We start from the raw sequence: 15,096 nt of genomic DNA, 5'->3' as shown, positions 1-15,096 counted from the left end.
CATTTGTGTCAAAGCTTATATTTTCCCCAAAGAAAATCTATTGGATTAAAGGCCAATGATATTCAATACTTGCCAATTAAGTGCCACATAAATTAAACGCTTTAAGAAAATTCTCAACAAAGTAGGTAGTCCATCAAAAATGTTTATACTTTGTTCATACTTATAAGTATTACATTCAACGACTTTTCAAATATTTATTATGATATTAGTCATAGACATGAGTAGGTTAAAAACACTGACAATTATCCTAATTACGTCGATGAGCTTTGCAGCGAAGCAGCCGCAGACCAGTAACGTCCCCGCTCCTGAAGAAGTCGTTCAAGACAGCTCATCAGGTGTGTATTCGAAATTTAAGTATTTTCTTAGGGATCACCTTTCAAAAGAGAATATTAATCGTAAGCTGATTGATGCTTTCAATAGTTTGAAAATCAACCTTGATGTAGATATTTTCAAAATCAATATCGCAGACGGACTCTCTCTTAGAGGTAAGTACGAATACGAAGTAGAAAAGTCCTATATTCAAGGAAACTATACTCGTCGCGATCAATTCAATTTCAGAATTCATCACGACACGAAGAATGCATTCTTTCCAGAACTGCAGACACCTTTCTTTCTTAAGCTTGATCGTAATAACGAAGTTGTCATTTCAAGACAATTTGAGAAGAAAACTGATGCGATGAAGGCCCTGCCTTTTAATGTGGCAAAAATCCCAATTCGCTCAAAATATGTCGATGAACTAAATCCAGGAGACTTTATCTCCATACCGGCCTCAATGGCATTAACAACAGGGTTTAGCTACAATAATGCAATTCCTCTACTAAATACTGGCCTGTCTGGTTTTTACACCATGGCCGGAGACTTTCTCATTCAGGTATATAAGCTCGAAGATCAGAAAGTAAGAGTTAAGATTATCGCACAAAAGAAGAAAACTTCAGGACTAAGCTTTAAGAGTCGGTTTGCCATCGAACTTGTTAGCTTTGAAATCTTAGGACAAGAAGTTGATTATGAGTATAAACTCGACTGGTTTAAACTCGATGCTTCCCGCACAAAAGGTAATATCATTCTTGCCGACTATGTCTTTAATCTAAAAGATGACGAGGTTAGAAAGGTTTACGATAGATTATTTAATAATGTCTTTAAATTTAAAGAGGCCAAACTCTTTGCTGAATCATTAAACTCAGATCTACTTGATAAGTACTATGTCGTTAACCTTGAAGATGTTGACCGTATTGCCAGAGTTGACGAAGGCCAAGAAAGCCCAAGGGTAGAAAGAGTCTTTAAAGGACACAATAGATACAAATCAAAATCGTCAGGAATTCAGCTTAATCTTGATATTTTAAAATTAAGTGCAAAGAGCCACTATGTTAACAATCGATTTAATTTTGAACGACTCGATGGTTCCACGGTAGCTTTCTACTACCCTAACTATACGAAGACTAAAGAGTCTAAGATTTCCATTGAGATTTTTGATACTAAGGAAAAAGAGATCCTCTCTTATTTCGGGCTAACTTCTTCGCATAGTGATCATAAATTTTTAAATGTTGGAATGAACTTTAATCGCATCGATAATGAATTTAGAAGACTAGAGCAAAGAAGATACTTGAGAATTCTAAAGGGTATCCTACCTTCTCTTATTCGCGATGAAGTCATTGCTCGTATTCCAAAGGAAAAACGATACGTTAACTTCAATTCAAGAGTTACGATGATATTGAAAAAAGAAGCATTCTCTTATCTGAACAAGATCCCATTTGAAGAGTTCCGCTATCGCCTAGCAGAGCACCTCAGAGGAAAGAGAGTTATTCGCTCAACAAGTCATGATAAGGACTCTAGGCTTCATCCATTTGATGTTCCTGAGGACGAGTATCAAAGGAAGACAAAGAAACTTGCAAAGTACTTCTACGACATCATTCATAGTGACATGCCATATAATGAGAAAGTCGATAAGTTCACATCTAAACTAAGAAGAATGAATAATGAACAATATATTATGCAACTTCTAGTGGAACTTCTTCCTAAAGATGATATTGAGAAATATCTCTACCTCGATGTCTATATTGTTGATGACTCTGAGACACTTGTGGACTTAAGAATCGGAACAAATAACTACCAAGAAATCTATAATCAACTTGAGTACTTGAACCGCTATATTAGAGGGACAGGTGAAGATTTAAGAATTGATGATCGAGTTGATCGTATTGAAGATATTCAAGAATTAAATTAAGAGTACCAAATAAAAAAGCCGCTTAAAGCGGCTTTTTTTATTTAACAAATTCGACGTGAGTATGTTTTTGTTGATTTTCTTTTTTAGCAAGACGAGCCTTTTTCTTATTTTGTCTCTTCTTGAATGCTGCTTCCTTCTCTTCGTAAGCTTGTCTTCTAATCTCTTTCTCTTTTGCCTTCTTAGTTTCAGCAATTTCTTTAATCGATTTGAAGTAAGTCTCTCTTCTAAACTTAGTAAAGGCCTTATCATCGGCTGCTGTACAACCCTGGTGACCTTTCTTCTTTAAGTTTACAGACTTTTTACTTGAGATATACTCAACAGCATCTCTCGTCTTATTTCCTGCCATATCAATTCCAATAGCATTTAATAAGTTCTTTCTATTAACAAGGCGGTATGAGCCAGGAGCAATCCCCTCAACAGTTAGTCCACCAATAGCAACACGCTTTAGCTTATCAACAGTAAGACCAGCACCTTCACACATACGACGAATTTCACGGTTCTTACCTTCATTGATTCTAAACTCTAGCCAAGTTTTTGTTTCTAGCTGCTTAATAACACGAACAGCTTGTGGCTTTGTCATTACGCCATCAATATAAACACCTGCTCTTAATTTCTTAAGTAGGAATTCATTGATCGCACCAAAAACTTTTACCTCATACACCTTAGTAATTTCAGAGCTTGGGTGAATAACAAGATTTGCGAAATCTCCGTCATTCGTCATTAGCAGAAGACCTTCTGAAAGGTAATCAAGACGGCCAACTGGATAGATTCTCTCACTGATCTCTTTACAAAGATCAATAACAGTTTCTCTTCCCTCTGGATCATTAACTGTTGTCATAACTCCACGAGGTTTATTCATAATCATGTAGATTTTTTCTACTGAACCAAGGTCGGCGGCCTTACCGTCAACTTCAACAGCATCAATAGATGGATCAACCTTAGTTCCTAGTTCACGAATAGCAATACCATTAACCTTTACACGTCCTTGAACGATTAGGTCTTCGGCCTTACGACGTGAAGTGATCCCACAATCTGCAATAAATTTTTGTAAACGTACTAATTTAGACATTTGACTCTCCTATCTGCCATCACGGCGGTTAAAAGCTATAAAGAAAAAGCTTACGTCTAAATAGAACTAAACGTAAGCTTTTACAAGTATTTAAGTAATTATTTCTTATTCAATATGAGACTCAGAATCCCCTAAGTCCTTGTTATTTAAGAAATCAAGGTCAAGATCTAGGTCTTTGGCCCCATTAATTAAATTTTGAGTTGTTTCATTGATACTGTCATCAAGGTCAACATCCATCTCATCTTGAGGAAGAGCTGAGTCTCCACCAAATAATTTAGCAAAAGCATCATCAAGTGCCTGTGCTAGATGATCGGCCTCTTCATCAGACTTAGACTCATCAATAATTGCAATTTCTTCAACTTCTTCTGCAGCAGCTTCAATGTCCGCTTCATCATTTTCTTCGTTGATTACAATTTCTTGAGCTTCTGTATTCTCAGAAGAAAGAATAGCGTCCGCAACTTCTTCAAGTGCTTCCTCTACTGTCATATCTTTAATAACTTCACCTGAATCAAGATCGATCATTTCAAAATCATCTTCCTCTTCTTCAGGGATATTAAATGGACCTTTTGTTAGATCAGCAATAACCTCAGGGCAAGTGATCGCAGTAAAGACTTCCGATTCTGCAGACTCTTTATTTGCACCAGTAACAAGAGAGTTATCTAGGTGTTGTTCAAGGAGATCAAAAGCAGTTAAAACAGGTGCTGCTTCTTCGCCTTCAGCTGTTTTAGCAGACTTACGTCTTCTTTCTTGAACCTTAAGAGATTTAGTAAATGCTGTCTCTGAATCAATTGATTTAATCGACATTGCGATATTATCAAGTTCTTCAATTTCATCTTGATCAAAACGTGATGCTAGATCAGCGTTTACAAGAGTCTTAATATCTTCAATCTTCCCTACACCTTGAGTAGCAATTTCAGCTAGCTCATGCTCTGGTGGTAATTGGTCAATATTTGCAAGATTAAATACTTCTAAGAACTCAGGAGTTGTCCCATAAAGAACCGGGCGTCCAACTTCTTCAGAACGTCCAATAACTTTAACAAGTCTCTTATCCATTAGACCACGAACAATGTGAGAACTATCAACCCCACGAATTTTTTCAACATCAATTTTTGAAACCGGCTGCTTATAAGCAATGATTGCGAGTACTTCAAGAGCTGTTGGAGAAAGTACTAATTCATTAATCTTAAATAGGTCTTGAACATATTTAGAGAATGTTGCCTTTGTTCTAAACTGGTAACCATTTGCAACTTCTTGTAGACGAATTCCGTGGTGCTTTAATTCGTACTCATCTTGAAGACGAGTAATTGCCTCGTGAACAACACGTAGAGGGATATCTTCATCAATTAATGACTTAATCTTCATTAATGGTACAGGCTTATCACTCATGAATACAATCGTTTCAATTGCTCCACAGATTGTTTCTTCATTAAGTCCAGTTCTAGCTTTCCAAAGCTTATCTTCTTGCATCTTCTCATCAGCAAAGTCAGACTCGAGCTTTAAGTACTCCTCTGGAAACTCTAGGTCTTCATCAGTTGGCATAAGGGCCATTTCTAACTCTTCCACCATCTCTTCATCTGTTGATAGAAACTCTAGATTTGCTTCAGTAACTGTTGTGTTCTCTTCCATTTGTGTGCTCTCTCTAAGTAGCGATTAGTGCGCTACTTGTTCCATATTTTCTAATTCTTGTGTATCGATCTTATCTTTTGATTCATTCTCGTCTTCAAAACCATCGGCCTGAGTTACGTCGAAGTCATCAAGTGTTTTAACGACATCAACATAAACTTGCCCAAAGCTCTCATTTTGGAAAACCTGAACACGCTTAAGCCTTGCTAGCTCAAGAAGTGAGATAAAAGTAATTACAACGTTATCAATTGTATTCTTACCATCTGCAGACATCTTTGCAGTATCTTCACCCGTTGTCGTTGCCATACGGCTATTACTATCGTTTTCAAGTAGTTCTTCCAAATTCGTTTTCTGTCCTACTTGTAGATATGTCTTTAAGAACTCTAACTTCTCTTTAATCGATAAACGGTCACGCTTAATAACCGTGTACTTACGATTTTGACGGAATATGAAGTCAATCATCGTATCCGTTAACTTCTCTAACTGCATCGGTGTAAGAATCGAGTTAACAATTTCCTTACGATTTACCTTTGGTTTAACAAAGATATCTTTGCCCGTTTGAGGAAGTTCTAAAAGCTTTTGTCCCATCTTCTGGTAGAGAGCTAACTCTTCAAGACGGCGAACCAGCTCTGCATGAGAAGTGATATTTAAAGAGCCTTCAGCACCAAGTTGATTTTGTAGCTTTGCCTGCTCTTCTTCTGTAACAGCATTTTTTGACTTTAGAAGAACTAATGTAGCTGCAAGGAATAGATAGTCACCTGCAATATCAAAGTTAAGCTCTTTCATATTCGCAAGATAGTCTAAGTACTGCTTAGTAATTTTCGTAAGGTCTAATTCCTTAATCGACATTTGCTCTTTTTGAATAAGAAGCAAAAGCAGTGAAAGTGGACCATCAAATGTATCCGTTTTAACCTTAATCGTTGTGTCTAACATGTGTTAATTCCCTCAAATCCCTCAATTAACAAATTAAGAGAGAATACCTGCAAAAGTATTCATTAATACCATTCCTAAGCTCATAACCGGTCTGATCATGTAACCGAAGATTGGTGTAAACCAAAGAATTAGAATAAAAATAAAACTAAATCTTTGAAGCTCTTCATATTTTCGTGCTGAGTTGTAATCTAAATAAGCTGCAACCATCTTCGATCCATCAAGTGGAGGAAATGGAATTAAGTTAAAGACCGCCAGTAGGATATTAATAAATACCGAGTACTGAAGCATATCCATAAATTGCGTCTTTAATGAGAACGTCGATGGAACATAGGCATAGACCATTCCAAAGAATAGCGCTGATAAAACCATAAGAATCAGGTTTGCACCTGGGCCTGCAAAGCTTACCCAAAAGATACCTGACTTCATATTCTTAAAGCGACGAACATCAACAGGGACAGGCTTGGCCCAACCAAAAGGAACACCACCAAGCATGATACCAACCATAGGAAAGATAACTGTTCCCACAAGATCAACGTGTGGAATTGGGTTAAGGGTTAGTCGACCAATTCTCTCGGCCGTATCATCACCATATCTTCTGGCCATCCAAGCGTGACCAAACTCGTGAAATGAGATAGCTAAAAGAAAGCCCGGTAGGGCCAAAGTTAATGTATTGATAATTCGCATTAAATCCATCGCAATAATCTACCAAAAACCACGGGAATCGACAAAAATTTGCGATGCAAAATGAACGGAATGTAAGACAAATTAAAGAAATTAACCTCCAAATTTGCCCAAGGCATTGAAATTAAATTTTTTTGCTATAATAAACCTATGAATACGCGTCATAAAAAGGTTCAAGTTGTCACCGTGCACAACGATTTAAGAGCAATCCTTCTATTAGAAATGAAGGAGGATCGTGGCTTTGGCTGGCAGAATGTAACAGGATCTGTTGACCCTGGAGAAGATATTTTTGATGCGGCCAAGCGAGAACTACTTGAAGAAACTTCAATTAATGAAGCTCAGATTGTCGAAATTGATCAAAAATTTGAGTTTCATGACCGTTGGAATAAGGATGTGACTGAGTATTGTTTTCTTGCAAGAACAAATCAAAAAGAGATCACGATCTCCCCTCAAGAGCACCAAGGATTTAAGTGGGTGCCACTTGATCAAGTAACAAAGAAAGACTTTAAATACGAAAGTAATTTCATCGCATTTCAAAAGGCACTTGAATGTCTAGACTAATTACTCTTACTATCATTGGCCTTTTATCTCAGAAGCTTTGTTTTGCTCAAGCCTCTTCAGATAAGCTATTTGAGGATCTTAGAAGAATCAGCAAGAAAGAAGAAAAAGTTAAAACAAAGGCAAAGCCACGTTTTAAGTATATAAAAAATAACCTCAGGGCCAAGACTTTTCGAAGTGTAATTCTAGCAAACTCTTTAATCGAATCACTTGATGGAAAGAGCTATTACCGTATTCAGAAGAATACTATTATTCGTACAAAAGAAGTCTCTCCTGGCTCACGCTACTTCTTCATCCTACCTAGTGACGGTAGTGAAGATGATGTGAAGTACGTTACATTAAGTACAAACCTTGATCACCTTGAAACGATTTTAACTTTTAATAATGAGAAGTTCACACCTTTTGACCAAACAAAGTTTAAGGCCATCGAATACGATAAAAAACAAATCCATACTTACACACAGCTTAGAGCAGGGCTAGGCAGCTCTACTCCAAACTTCTTTTTAGATAATATATCTTTATCAAGTACAACTATTGCTGCAGAAGCAGGAGTCGAGACTTTCGAAAATATTCCAGTATTTCTTAGCGCTGAATACCTTGCTCAAAATAGTGGCCAAGAAGTTCAATTCACATCTTTTTCTGTTGGCCTAAGAACAGAGTATCGCTATTACATTAATGAAAAATCATTTCTTGCGGCCGGCCTAAGTGCGCAAAGATCACTTTATACATCAGCTACGATAAATGATTTAAAAGTTGGCTATACAATTGATTCCTTTGGCCTCAATGTTAATTACAACTACGCCAAGTACTTCATTGGCCTAGATCTTAAAAAGCAAAATTATGCATTTGATTCAAATGTAAATTTCCCAGCAGCAAATCTTACCAATGACAATTCAGCAACTGCCATTAGTATCAATATTGGGAAAGAATTTGAGGTTTCAATATGATCAGAAGGCTATTATTTATAATGCTTTTAGCAACATCGGTTTTTGCCACCGATGGAATTATTCGTGTTCATGAGGCCCCAGTCATAAGTAAGCCAAATGAAGATGGCATCATACTTATGAAGCTAAGAAAAGGGACAAAGCTCTATTTACATCCAAATTATTTAAATGAAGAAGCCTACTACGTCACACTGACAAGAGATGGGCGTAAGGCCTATATTCGAAAAGATTTCATTAAGCTTATTTTAAATAATGAGTCAGAAGATTTAGGTCATACGATCTATGTAAAAAATGATCCGACTGATTATGTTATCGCAGAGCCGCTCCCAGATGAATATCCCCTAAAAGGACGCCCACTTAATCGTGCTCAATTTGATCTTATCTTCAAAAAGGGAGTTTCTTCTCGCTACGCTTATAACTCAGAAATTCAACAAGAAAGTACTGGGTTTGAAGGAAGCCTTAACGTTAAGTACTTAAGTCCAGCTACTTTTGATGATGGAAACCGTCTCTACTACGGCTTCTTTGGCGGTATCACAACGGGACAAGCGGAGTACCGATTAAGTGGAGATATTTTTACAACAGAAAGTAATATTCACTATACTTTTGGGCCTGTCGTTTCTTACACATTTCACAAAAGACAATATTTTGAAATTGAATCAATGCTACAAGTTGGACTTAATTACCAAAGACGTTTTGTGAACCAAGACGATCAAACCAATAGCTTAGCAGAGGAAAAACTTTTTAGTGGCCTCTTCTTTAATATAAGACTTTCAGTCAACCTATCCCATAAGAAGATTTTTGACTCCCCTTCTTTCTACCTCTATCACGGGCCAGTTATCGACATCCGTCTTCCATCAACACTTGAGTCAGATGGTCAATTTGTAAATTCTCAATTATGGCCAGACAATCAAATTTCAACAAATCTTGAAGGAACGTTTGGTTACAACGTTGGATTTACCTATCGTTACTAGTATCTTGGGCCTATCGGCAAAGATTTCCGTTCATAAATAATGCTCATAATTTTTTAAAAGAAAAAATTAAAGGGACGATAAAGTTAGTGTCATTGTTTTAGCAAGGACTGCAAAACTATTTCAGGAGGAAGGTTTATGACAATTCAACACAAAGGTACAGAAGTTCTTTTTCAAAAACTAGGTAACAACTGGTTTATCTTTGCAGAAATCAACAACGAAGTAATTTATTCAACAATGCCAGAAGGCATGGATCCATATTCAACAAAATTAGAATTATATGAAGTCATTGAAGAACATATGAAAAGAGTTTCTACAATGAAAAAAGGTGTAGCTGAAGCGGCTGCTTAGGAAATCTCATGGGTGTAAAAAAATATACACACTTATATAAAGGTGCTGACTCACGTGAAAACGCAGCACCTACTACCTCTCAAGCTAAAACACAGCAAAAACAAGAGGTCGAACAACTTCAAAAGCTCATTCAAAAGCGCCTTGAGAACCCTCAAGAAGCTAAAAAAGCAGCACGAATTATCGAGCAAATGCTAAAGGGCTAATTGCGATTAAAGTTGGCAACAGCTTCAATAAGCCCCTTAAGCTCACACTGCTTTAACACCTGGACGACTTCTGTATTCACATTGTAGATCTTACAACTCTCAGCTTCATCCAAAACAAGATTCTGGCCTACAAAACTCTTAGTAAAATTATTATATGACTGACTCTCCATCTTCTTCATTCCCGATATGAGAGCGCGATAAAGTCGTTTATTTGTTTTTCGTACATAGAGATAAACTGGATAGCGATAATAGATAAAGTTCTTCGTATCGATTAAGAGGTTTTCTTTTTGATTAATAATTTCAATGAAGGCTTCTGACACTCCCCTAAGCGTATAATCAGCGCGACTGTCAGATAAGGCCCCATAGATATCATCAAAGGTATCAACTGCAATCAATTTGAATTTATACTTTTCTAGAATTTTATAATCACGCCAATTCTTATTAAATGAAACTCGTTTTTTCTTATACTCTTCAGGAGACTTAATTGCTTCAAATTTTAAACGATCCTTATACTCGTAAACAGGTAAGCGAAGCCCCATAAGGCCTGACAAAATAGGTGCTTCAATTTTTTTGAAACCTGAGAGGTCCCAATTCTCAGATGGAGAATAGATGATATCTCCATTCTTATAGGCACCTGAGTTCACACATTCCTCTTCGTTACCGCAATCAAGTGCCGTCACTTTAAAGTCACCAAAATCATTACGTGAAAGAGTTAGTATCTCTTCTAAGAAATAGCGAAAGTATTGATGGCGATAATGGCCTTGGAGAATCTTAACTTCGTGCTCTTTATAGATGGGAGCTGGGGCAACTGAAGCTGGCCCTCTTCTCATTGCATCGAAAGCATGAGCCGCTTGTGAGAAGAGAAATATAAGAAATAGGTGCAAAATAAACTTCATACTACAGTTTCTAAAGCTTTTGAGTAAATTAATACTTAAATATCCCTAATATTTATTTATGAAACTCCTTACAAAAGCCTGTATAAAGGTTTTAAAGCCTTGCCTGAGCGCCTTCAATTTGATAACTAGGTGCAATAATCATTTAGGAGTATAAGTTGCCAGTAAAATCAGACGCTCAAGAAGCGACAAACGATCCATTTGCGTACGACCAAGACCAAGACAAGTCATTTGCTAAGGACTTCCAGTACAAGCACCGCAACCCTTACCACGATAAGTTAGAAGAATTTAATGAATTTGTTCTAAGAGACGAAGAAGCTGAAGTTCACTCTGGTAAGTGGAATAAAGAGGTGTTCTCGCAAGATGGTGAACTGTGCCTTGAGATCGGAACTGGTTATGGCCACTTTATGCTACAATATTGTGACGCTTATAGAGACCAGAATTTTGTTGGTCTGGACTATCGCTTTAAGAGAAGTTACGCATTAGCAAAGAAGCTAAAGTCACTTCCTTACCGCAATTTTAAATACTTAAGAGCTAAGGGTGAAAGAATTGAGCACCTATTTGCTGAAAATGAGTTAGATAAAGTTTTCTATTTCTTCCCTGATCCATGGCCAAAGGCACGTCATCACAAGAAGAGACTTTTTCAACTTCCTTTCCTAGAAAGGGCATATAAAGTAATCAAGCCAGGTGGATACTTCTTTGTTAAGACGGATCATGATGGTTATGCAGAGTGGATGAAAGAAGTTATCGAGAAACAAGATCTCTTTGAGCTTGAGCTTGAGACGAAAGATCTATGGAACGATGCTCCGGATCACCTACTTTGCCAATTTAAAACAAAGTTTGAGAAAATATTTATCGAGCAAGGTGTAAATATTAAAGCTTTTGTTCTAAAATCCAAGAAAGCAAAATAAAAAGCTAGGTTAGTCACACACATGTCATTACAAAGACTGCGCGAAAAGATCGTCAATGAGATCCCGATTTCTGATTTAATCGAGCGCTATGGTGTGCACTTAGTTCGCAAGGGTAATAACCTTTACGGAGTTTGCCCTTTCCACGATGACACAAACCCTTCCATGTCTGTTGTTAACGACAAGAAAATCTATAAATGCTTTTCTTGTGGTGCTGGCCACAGTCATTTTGACTTCGTTATGAATCTCCAAAGTATGGAGTTCATCGAGGCCATGAAGGATATCTGTGATAAATTTGGCATCGATTTCGACTCCTACACAAATACAAAAGAAAAGTCGAAAGAGTTCATTTATGCTGAAAAAATTCTGAAGGTCGCTACAACTATTTACTTCCAATCGGGACGTAACCTAAAGCCAGAGCAATACTTAGACTTTTTAAAGAATCGTAATTTGAGCAATGAGATCGCCGACCTCTATCAGCTCGGTTTTGCGCCAAAGAAAAATAGTATCTATGACTATATCTGTTCACTTCCGGCCAAGGATCGCGGGGAGATTCTTCAAGCGGCCCTGAAAATTGGAATCGTTAAGTATAACGCTGATAATAAGTCCCATTATGATACTTTCCGTGAGCGCATAATGTTTCCGATTTGGGACCACTACGGTAAAGTTATTGGCTTCACTAGCCGACGAATTCATGAATATCAACACGCTAAGTACATGAATTCTATAGAGTCGTTCATCTTTAATAAGAGAAACCTACTCTATGGCCTCCATCTTGCAAAATCATTCATTAGAAAGCGCGATAGCGTGATTATAGTTGAAGGAAATATGGACCAAATTGCAAACTACAAGAAGGGTTTTGAAAATAGTGTCGCAATCATGGGGACGGCCCTTGGCGACAACTCTCTTCGTACGCTTAAGTCCATGACAAAGAATATTTATCTTTCCCTCGATAATGATGAAGCTGGCTTTAAGGCTTCTCAGAGGGCAAATCGCCAATTTCTAGAATCTGGCATCATACCTAAGTTTGTCGATCTAAATCCCCATAAAGATCCAGACGACTTCCTGGAAAAGGAAGGCATCATAGCTTATCAAGATAGAATCGATAATGCGGTTCCGTTCATTGATTATGAATTTTCAAAAATACTACCGGATCGCAAGATTGAGATACTCGATGAGAAATTGGCACTGCTAAGGCAGGCCTTTGATCTTGTTTCTCCTCTTGGAAAAGATCTTAATGCCATTGAAAGACTCGTTGGGTGGGCAAAGCAGCTAAACCTCGAATCGAGTAAAGAAAGCATCATTGAGAATTATGAAAATTTCTTAAAAGACGAGAAATCTCAGACCTTTAAGCCGGCCGTTGTCGAAGAGACACCTCCGATGGAAATGCATGCTCCAGAGTATGACGAAGATTACATGGCAAGCTTTGTTGAAAGTGATGCAAACGAGATGCCAATAATGGATGAAGTAGAGGCTCCAATCTCACGTACAGAGAAGACTTTACTGCTTGCTATCGTTGAACATCCGGATTGTCTTGAGTATGATGAAATGACCGATCTGCTTGATTTTATGCACTCAGATAGGGTAAAAGAGTATGTTTTAAATCTGAAAAATTTAATCTTTGAAATAGATGAGAGGGAATTTAAAAATTTTGCGCTTTCGAGTTCTTCCAAGTACGGCCTACATGAAATTATAGATGATGGCATAAGAAATAAATACAAAGGAATCAAACTAGAAAAAGAGAGAGCGGTTAAAATTATTAAGGACCTCAAAGCAAAACTTGAAAGAGTTAGTCTAGAAGAAGAAAGTGATCGCTTAGTTATAGAGAAAGGAAATGTTACCACTCAAACTGAGCTTACTGAGTTGAATACAAAGATTATTGAAATCCGTAAAAAGCTTCATGCTTTAAAAAAGTAAAAGACTGGAGAAACCAAACATGTCAAGTGCTGCACAATTTTTAAAATCGAAGGGTTTCGAAAAACTTATCGCACGCGGTAAGGATCAAGACTCCCTGACTCCAGAAGAAATTAACGATGCTATCCCAGCAAGCTTAATTGCTCCTGAAGAACTTGACCTCATTATGCTAGCTATCAGTGAATCAGAAATTGAAGTTACTGAAGCCGAAGTTGAAGAGGAAGATGAAGGAATCAAACTTGACGGTACTGAAATTATTGAAGAAACGCTTTCGAAAGAAGAGAGAGCTGAACTTAGAAGTGCCTCAACTGATCCTGTAAAATTATATCTAAAGAGAATGGGATCTGTTGCCCTTCTTACAAGAGAAGGCGAAGTTGTTATCGCAAAAGAAATTGAAGAAGGTGAAAGAGAAATTATTCTTTCATCACTAAAGTCTTCTCACGCGATTGCAGAAATTATCACGCTAAAAGATAGAATCAATGAACTAGAAAACCCAACAGAGTTCGTAAGAGAGCTTGTCCGTGGTTTAGATGATGAATCGACTCAAAAAGACGTTGATAAAGTTAAGAAGACAATCATTAAGGTTTGTGACGAGCTTAAAGAAATTTATGACTCTGCACTTAACGAAGATGATGGAACTCTTGATAAGTTTTCTAAAACTGAAAAAACAAAAATGGATGCTATTGCAACTGAACTTGCAGACCTTACTTTCAATAGAAAGATCATTAATAGCTTCGTTGAGCCAGTTAAGAAATACTACCTTCAGTTTAAAGACCTTTACGAACAACAAGATCGTATCTTTAAGTTCCTAGAAGTTGAAACAATTGAAGCTTACCGTGACCTACATGAGAAGATCATGGAAGATGATGCATTTAAGCGTGCATTCGCAAAAGAGCTTTACACAACTGATGCAAAGGTAGAGCAACTAGTTCGTAACCAAGAAGATATTCTTAGAAAACTAAGAAGACTATCTCAAGAAGCTGGAATGAGCTTTGATGATATCGAAACAGTTTACAAGATTATCACGAATGGTGAAGAAAGAGCTGACCGTGCGAAGGCCCAACTAGTTGAAGCTAACTTAAGACTTGTTGTTTCAATTGCTAAGAAATACACAAACCGTGGTCTACAATTCCTAGATCTTATTCAGGAAGGTAACATCGGTCTTATGAAAGCAGTTGATAAGTTTGAGTACCGTCGTGGTTACAAATTCTCAACTTATGCAACTTGGTGGATTCGTCAGGCCATTACTCGTGCCATTGCTGACCAAGCAAGAACAATCCGTATCCCAGTTCACATGATTGAGACAATCAACAAAATGGTAAGAACTCAAAGACAACTTATCCAAGAACTTGGGCGTGAACCTACTCCAGAAGAAATTGCTGAGAAAATGGAAATGCCAGTAGATAAAGTTAAGAAAGTTCAAAAGATCTCTAAAGAGCCAATCTCTCTTGAAACACCAATTGGTGAAGAAGAAGATTCATCTCTTGGAGACTTCATTGAAGATAAGAAAATTATTTCACCAGCAGATGCAGTAATGAGTATTACATTATCTGAGCAAACTCGTTCAGTACTTTCAACTCTTACACCAAGAGAAGAAAAGGTTCTAAGAATGAGATTTGGTATCGGTGAAAAATCTGACCACACTCTAGAAGAGGTTGGACAGGACTTCTTCGTAACTCGTGAACGTATTAGACAGATTGAAGCCAAAGCGCTTCGTAAGCTAAGACATCCTTCACGTGCGAAACTTCTTAAATCGTATATCGAAAATAACTAAGTAAATTAGGCCCCTATTCAGGGGCCTTTCTCTTAACAGAACTAAGACTATTACAT

General features: G+C 37.3%; 14 protein-coding genes and 1 pseudogene. 10 read left to right on the top strand and 5 right to left on the bottom strand.

Features of this window, described 5'->3' with window-relative positions; translation table 11 throughout:
• The first annotated feature begins 217 nt into the window (after positions 1–217).
• A complete protein-coding gene (locus tag ABMA79_RS05670; protein ID WP_393090974.1) occupies positions 218–2,221 on the top strand; it encodes a hypothetical protein in 2,004 nt (667 codons plus the stop codon).
• A gap of 37 nt (positions 2,222–2,258) precedes the next feature.
• On the opposite strand, the gene ABMA79_RS05665 is transcribed toward ABMA79_RS05670, so the two are convergent.
• The 4 genes from ABMA79_RS05665 to ABMA79_RS05650 all read right to left on the bottom strand — a co-directional run bounded on the left by ABMA79_RS05665 (position 2,259) and on the right by ABMA79_RS05650 (position 6,539).
• A complete protein-coding gene (locus tag ABMA79_RS05665) occupies positions 2,259–3,290 on the bottom strand; it encodes a pseudouridine synthase (RefSeq protein WP_392858210.1) in 1,032 nt (343 codons plus the stop codon).
• A gap of 105 nt (positions 3,291–3,395) precedes the next feature.
• Positions 3,396–4,916, bottom strand: coding sequence for an SMC-Scp complex subunit ScpB (gene scpB / locus ABMA79_RS05660; RefSeq protein WP_393090971.1), 1,521 nt, complete (start codon positions 4,914–4,916; stop codon positions 3,396–3,398).
• A 24-nt stretch (positions 4,917–4,940) separates the two neighbouring features.
• Positions 4,941–5,846 (bottom strand): segregation and condensation protein A, encoded by a 906-nt coding sequence (locus ABMA79_RS05655; protein ID WP_392858206.1) that lies wholly within the window; start codon positions 5,844–5,846, stop codon positions 4,941–4,943.
• A gap of 33 nt (positions 5,847–5,879) precedes the next feature.
• Complete coding sequence (locus tag ABMA79_RS05650; RefSeq protein WP_392858205.1) at positions 5,880–6,539, bottom strand: site-2 protease family protein; 660 nt, start codon at positions 6,537–6,539, stop codon at positions 5,880–5,882.
• Between the two features lie 138 nt (positions 6,540–6,677).
• Here ABMA79_RS05650 and ABMA79_RS05645 point away from each other — a divergent pair, with 138 nt between their 5' ends.
• The 5 genes from ABMA79_RS05645 (at position 6,678) to ABMA79_RS05625 (ending at position 9,551) form a co-directional block, all read left to right on the top strand.
• Positions 6,678–7,088: an NUDIX domain-containing protein gene (locus ABMA79_RS05645; RefSeq protein ID WP_393090968.1), complete on the top strand. Its 411-nt coding sequence runs from the start codon at positions 6,678–6,680 to the stop codon at positions 7,086–7,088.
• Positions 7,076–8,032, top strand: a complete 957-nt coding sequence (locus ABMA79_RS05640) for a hypothetical protein (protein ID WP_393090965.1) — start codon at positions 7,076–7,078, stop codon at positions 8,030–8,032. Before ABMA79_RS05645 ends, ABMA79_RS05640 begins: the two co-directional genes overlap by 13 nt.
• A gap of 20 nt (positions 8,033–8,052) precedes the next feature.
• The gene (locus ABMA79_RS05635) at positions 8,053–9,000 is read left to right on the top strand and encodes a hypothetical protein (RefSeq protein ID WP_393090962.1); all 948 of its coding nucleotides are present in this window, start codon (positions 8,053–8,055) and stop codon (positions 8,998–9,000) included.
• A gap of 135 nt (positions 9,001–9,135) precedes the next feature.
• Positions 9,136–9,348: a hypothetical protein gene (locus tag ABMA79_RS05630; RefSeq protein ID WP_392858197.1), complete on the top strand. Its 213-nt coding sequence runs from the start codon at positions 9,136–9,138 to the stop codon at positions 9,346–9,348.
• A gap of 8 nt (positions 9,349–9,356) precedes the next feature.
• Positions 9,357–9,551, top strand: a complete 195-nt coding sequence (locus ABMA79_RS05625) for a hypothetical protein (protein ID WP_392858194.1) — start codon at positions 9,357–9,359, stop codon at positions 9,549–9,551.
• Here the strand turns inward: ABMA79_RS05625 and ABMA79_RS05620 are convergent.
• Positions 9,548–10,447, bottom strand: a complete 900-nt coding sequence (locus ABMA79_RS05620) for a hypothetical protein (protein WP_393060580.1) — start codon at positions 10,445–10,447, stop codon at positions 9,548–9,550. The two genes, ABMA79_RS05625 and ABMA79_RS05620, sit on opposite strands and share 4 nt — an antisense overlap.
• A gap of 155 nt (positions 10,448–10,602) precedes the next feature.
• Here ABMA79_RS05620 and trmB point away from each other — a divergent pair, with 155 nt between their 5' ends.
• From trmB to rpoD, 4 genes and pseudogenes are all read left to right on the top strand, one after another.
• Positions 10,603–11,355, top strand: a complete 753-nt coding sequence (trmB, locus tag ABMA79_RS05615; protein WP_392858191.1) for a tRNA (guanosine(46)-N7)-methyltransferase TrmB — start codon at positions 10,603–10,605, stop codon at positions 11,353–11,355.
• Between the two features lie 21 nt (positions 11,356–11,376).
• Positions 11,377–13,269, top strand: a complete 1,893-nt coding sequence (gene dnaG / locus ABMA79_RS05610) for a DNA primase (protein WP_393090960.1) — start codon at positions 11,377–11,379, stop codon at positions 13,267–13,269.
• A 19-nt stretch (positions 13,270–13,288) separates the two neighbouring features.
• Positions 13,289–13,630 (top strand): annotated as a pseudogene (locus ABMA79_RS05605) (RNA polymerase sigma factor region1.1 domain-containing protein); the annotation flags it as partial.
• Positions 13,604–15,040 (top strand): RNA polymerase sigma factor RpoD, encoded by a 1,437-nt coding sequence (gene rpoD / locus ABMA79_RS05600; protein ID WP_232215063.1) that lies wholly within the window; start codon positions 13,604–13,606, stop codon positions 15,038–15,040. The pseudogene ABMA79_RS05605 and the gene rpoD, both read left to right, overlap by 27 nt.
• The last annotated feature ends 56 nt before the right edge of the window (positions 15,041–15,096 follow it).

The organism is Halobacteriovorax sp. HFRX-2_2, assembly GCF_043196705.1.
Taxonomy (GTDB): Bacteria; Bdellovibrionota; Bacteriovoracia; order Bacteriovoracales; family Bacteriovoracaceae; genus Halobacteriovorax_A.
The sequence above is the reverse complement of the archived record's forward strand: the minus strand, read 5'-3'. Positions and strand labels throughout refer to the sequence as shown.

Coding starts and splice junctions, on each gene's coding strand:
- ABMA79_RS05650 (WP_392858205.1), bottom strand. CDS start 6,539: ATGGATTTAATGCGAATTATCAATACATTAACTTTGGCCCTACCGGGC.
- scpB (WP_393090971.1), bottom strand. CDS start 4,916: ATGGAAGAGAACACAACAGTTACTGAAGCAAATCTAGAGTTTCTATCA.
- ABMA79_RS05635 (WP_393090962.1), top strand. CDS start 8,053: ATGCTTTTAGCAACATCGGTTTTTGCCACCGATGGAATTATTCGTGTT.
- ABMA79_RS05630 (WP_392858197.1), top strand. CDS start 9,136: ATGACAATTCAACACAAAGGTACAGAAGTTCTTTTTCAAAAACTAGGT.
- ABMA79_RS05620 (WP_393060580.1), bottom strand. CDS start 10,447: ATGAAGTTTATTTTGCACCTATTTCTTATATTTCTCTTCTCACAAGCG.
- ABMA79_RS05645 (WP_393090968.1), top strand. CDS start 6,678: ATGAATACGCGTCATAAAAAGGTTCAAGTTGTCACCGTGCACAACGAT.
- ABMA79_RS05640 (WP_393090965.1), top strand. CDS start 7,076: ATGTCTAGACTAATTACTCTTACTATCATTGGCCTTTTATCTCAGAAG.
- rpoD (WP_232215063.1), top strand. CDS start 13,604: ATGGGATCTGTTGCCCTTCTTACAAGAGAAGGCGAAGTTGTTATCGCA.
- ABMA79_RS05625 (WP_392858194.1), top strand. CDS start 9,357: ATGGGTGTAAAAAAATATACACACTTATATAAAGGTGCTGACTCACGT.
- dnaG (WP_393090960.1), top strand. CDS start 11,377: ATGTCATTACAAAGACTGCGCGAAAAGATCGTCAATGAGATCCCGATT.
- ABMA79_RS05665 (WP_392858210.1), bottom strand. CDS start 3,290: ATGTCTAAATTAGTACGTTTACAAAAATTTATTGCAGATTGTGGGATC.
- ABMA79_RS05655 (WP_392858206.1), bottom strand. CDS start 5,846: ATGTTAGACACAACGATTAAGGTTAAAACGGATACATTTGATGGTCCA.
- ABMA79_RS05670 (WP_393090974.1), top strand. CDS start 218: ATGAGTAGGTTAAAAACACTGACAATTATCCTAATTACGTCGATGAGC.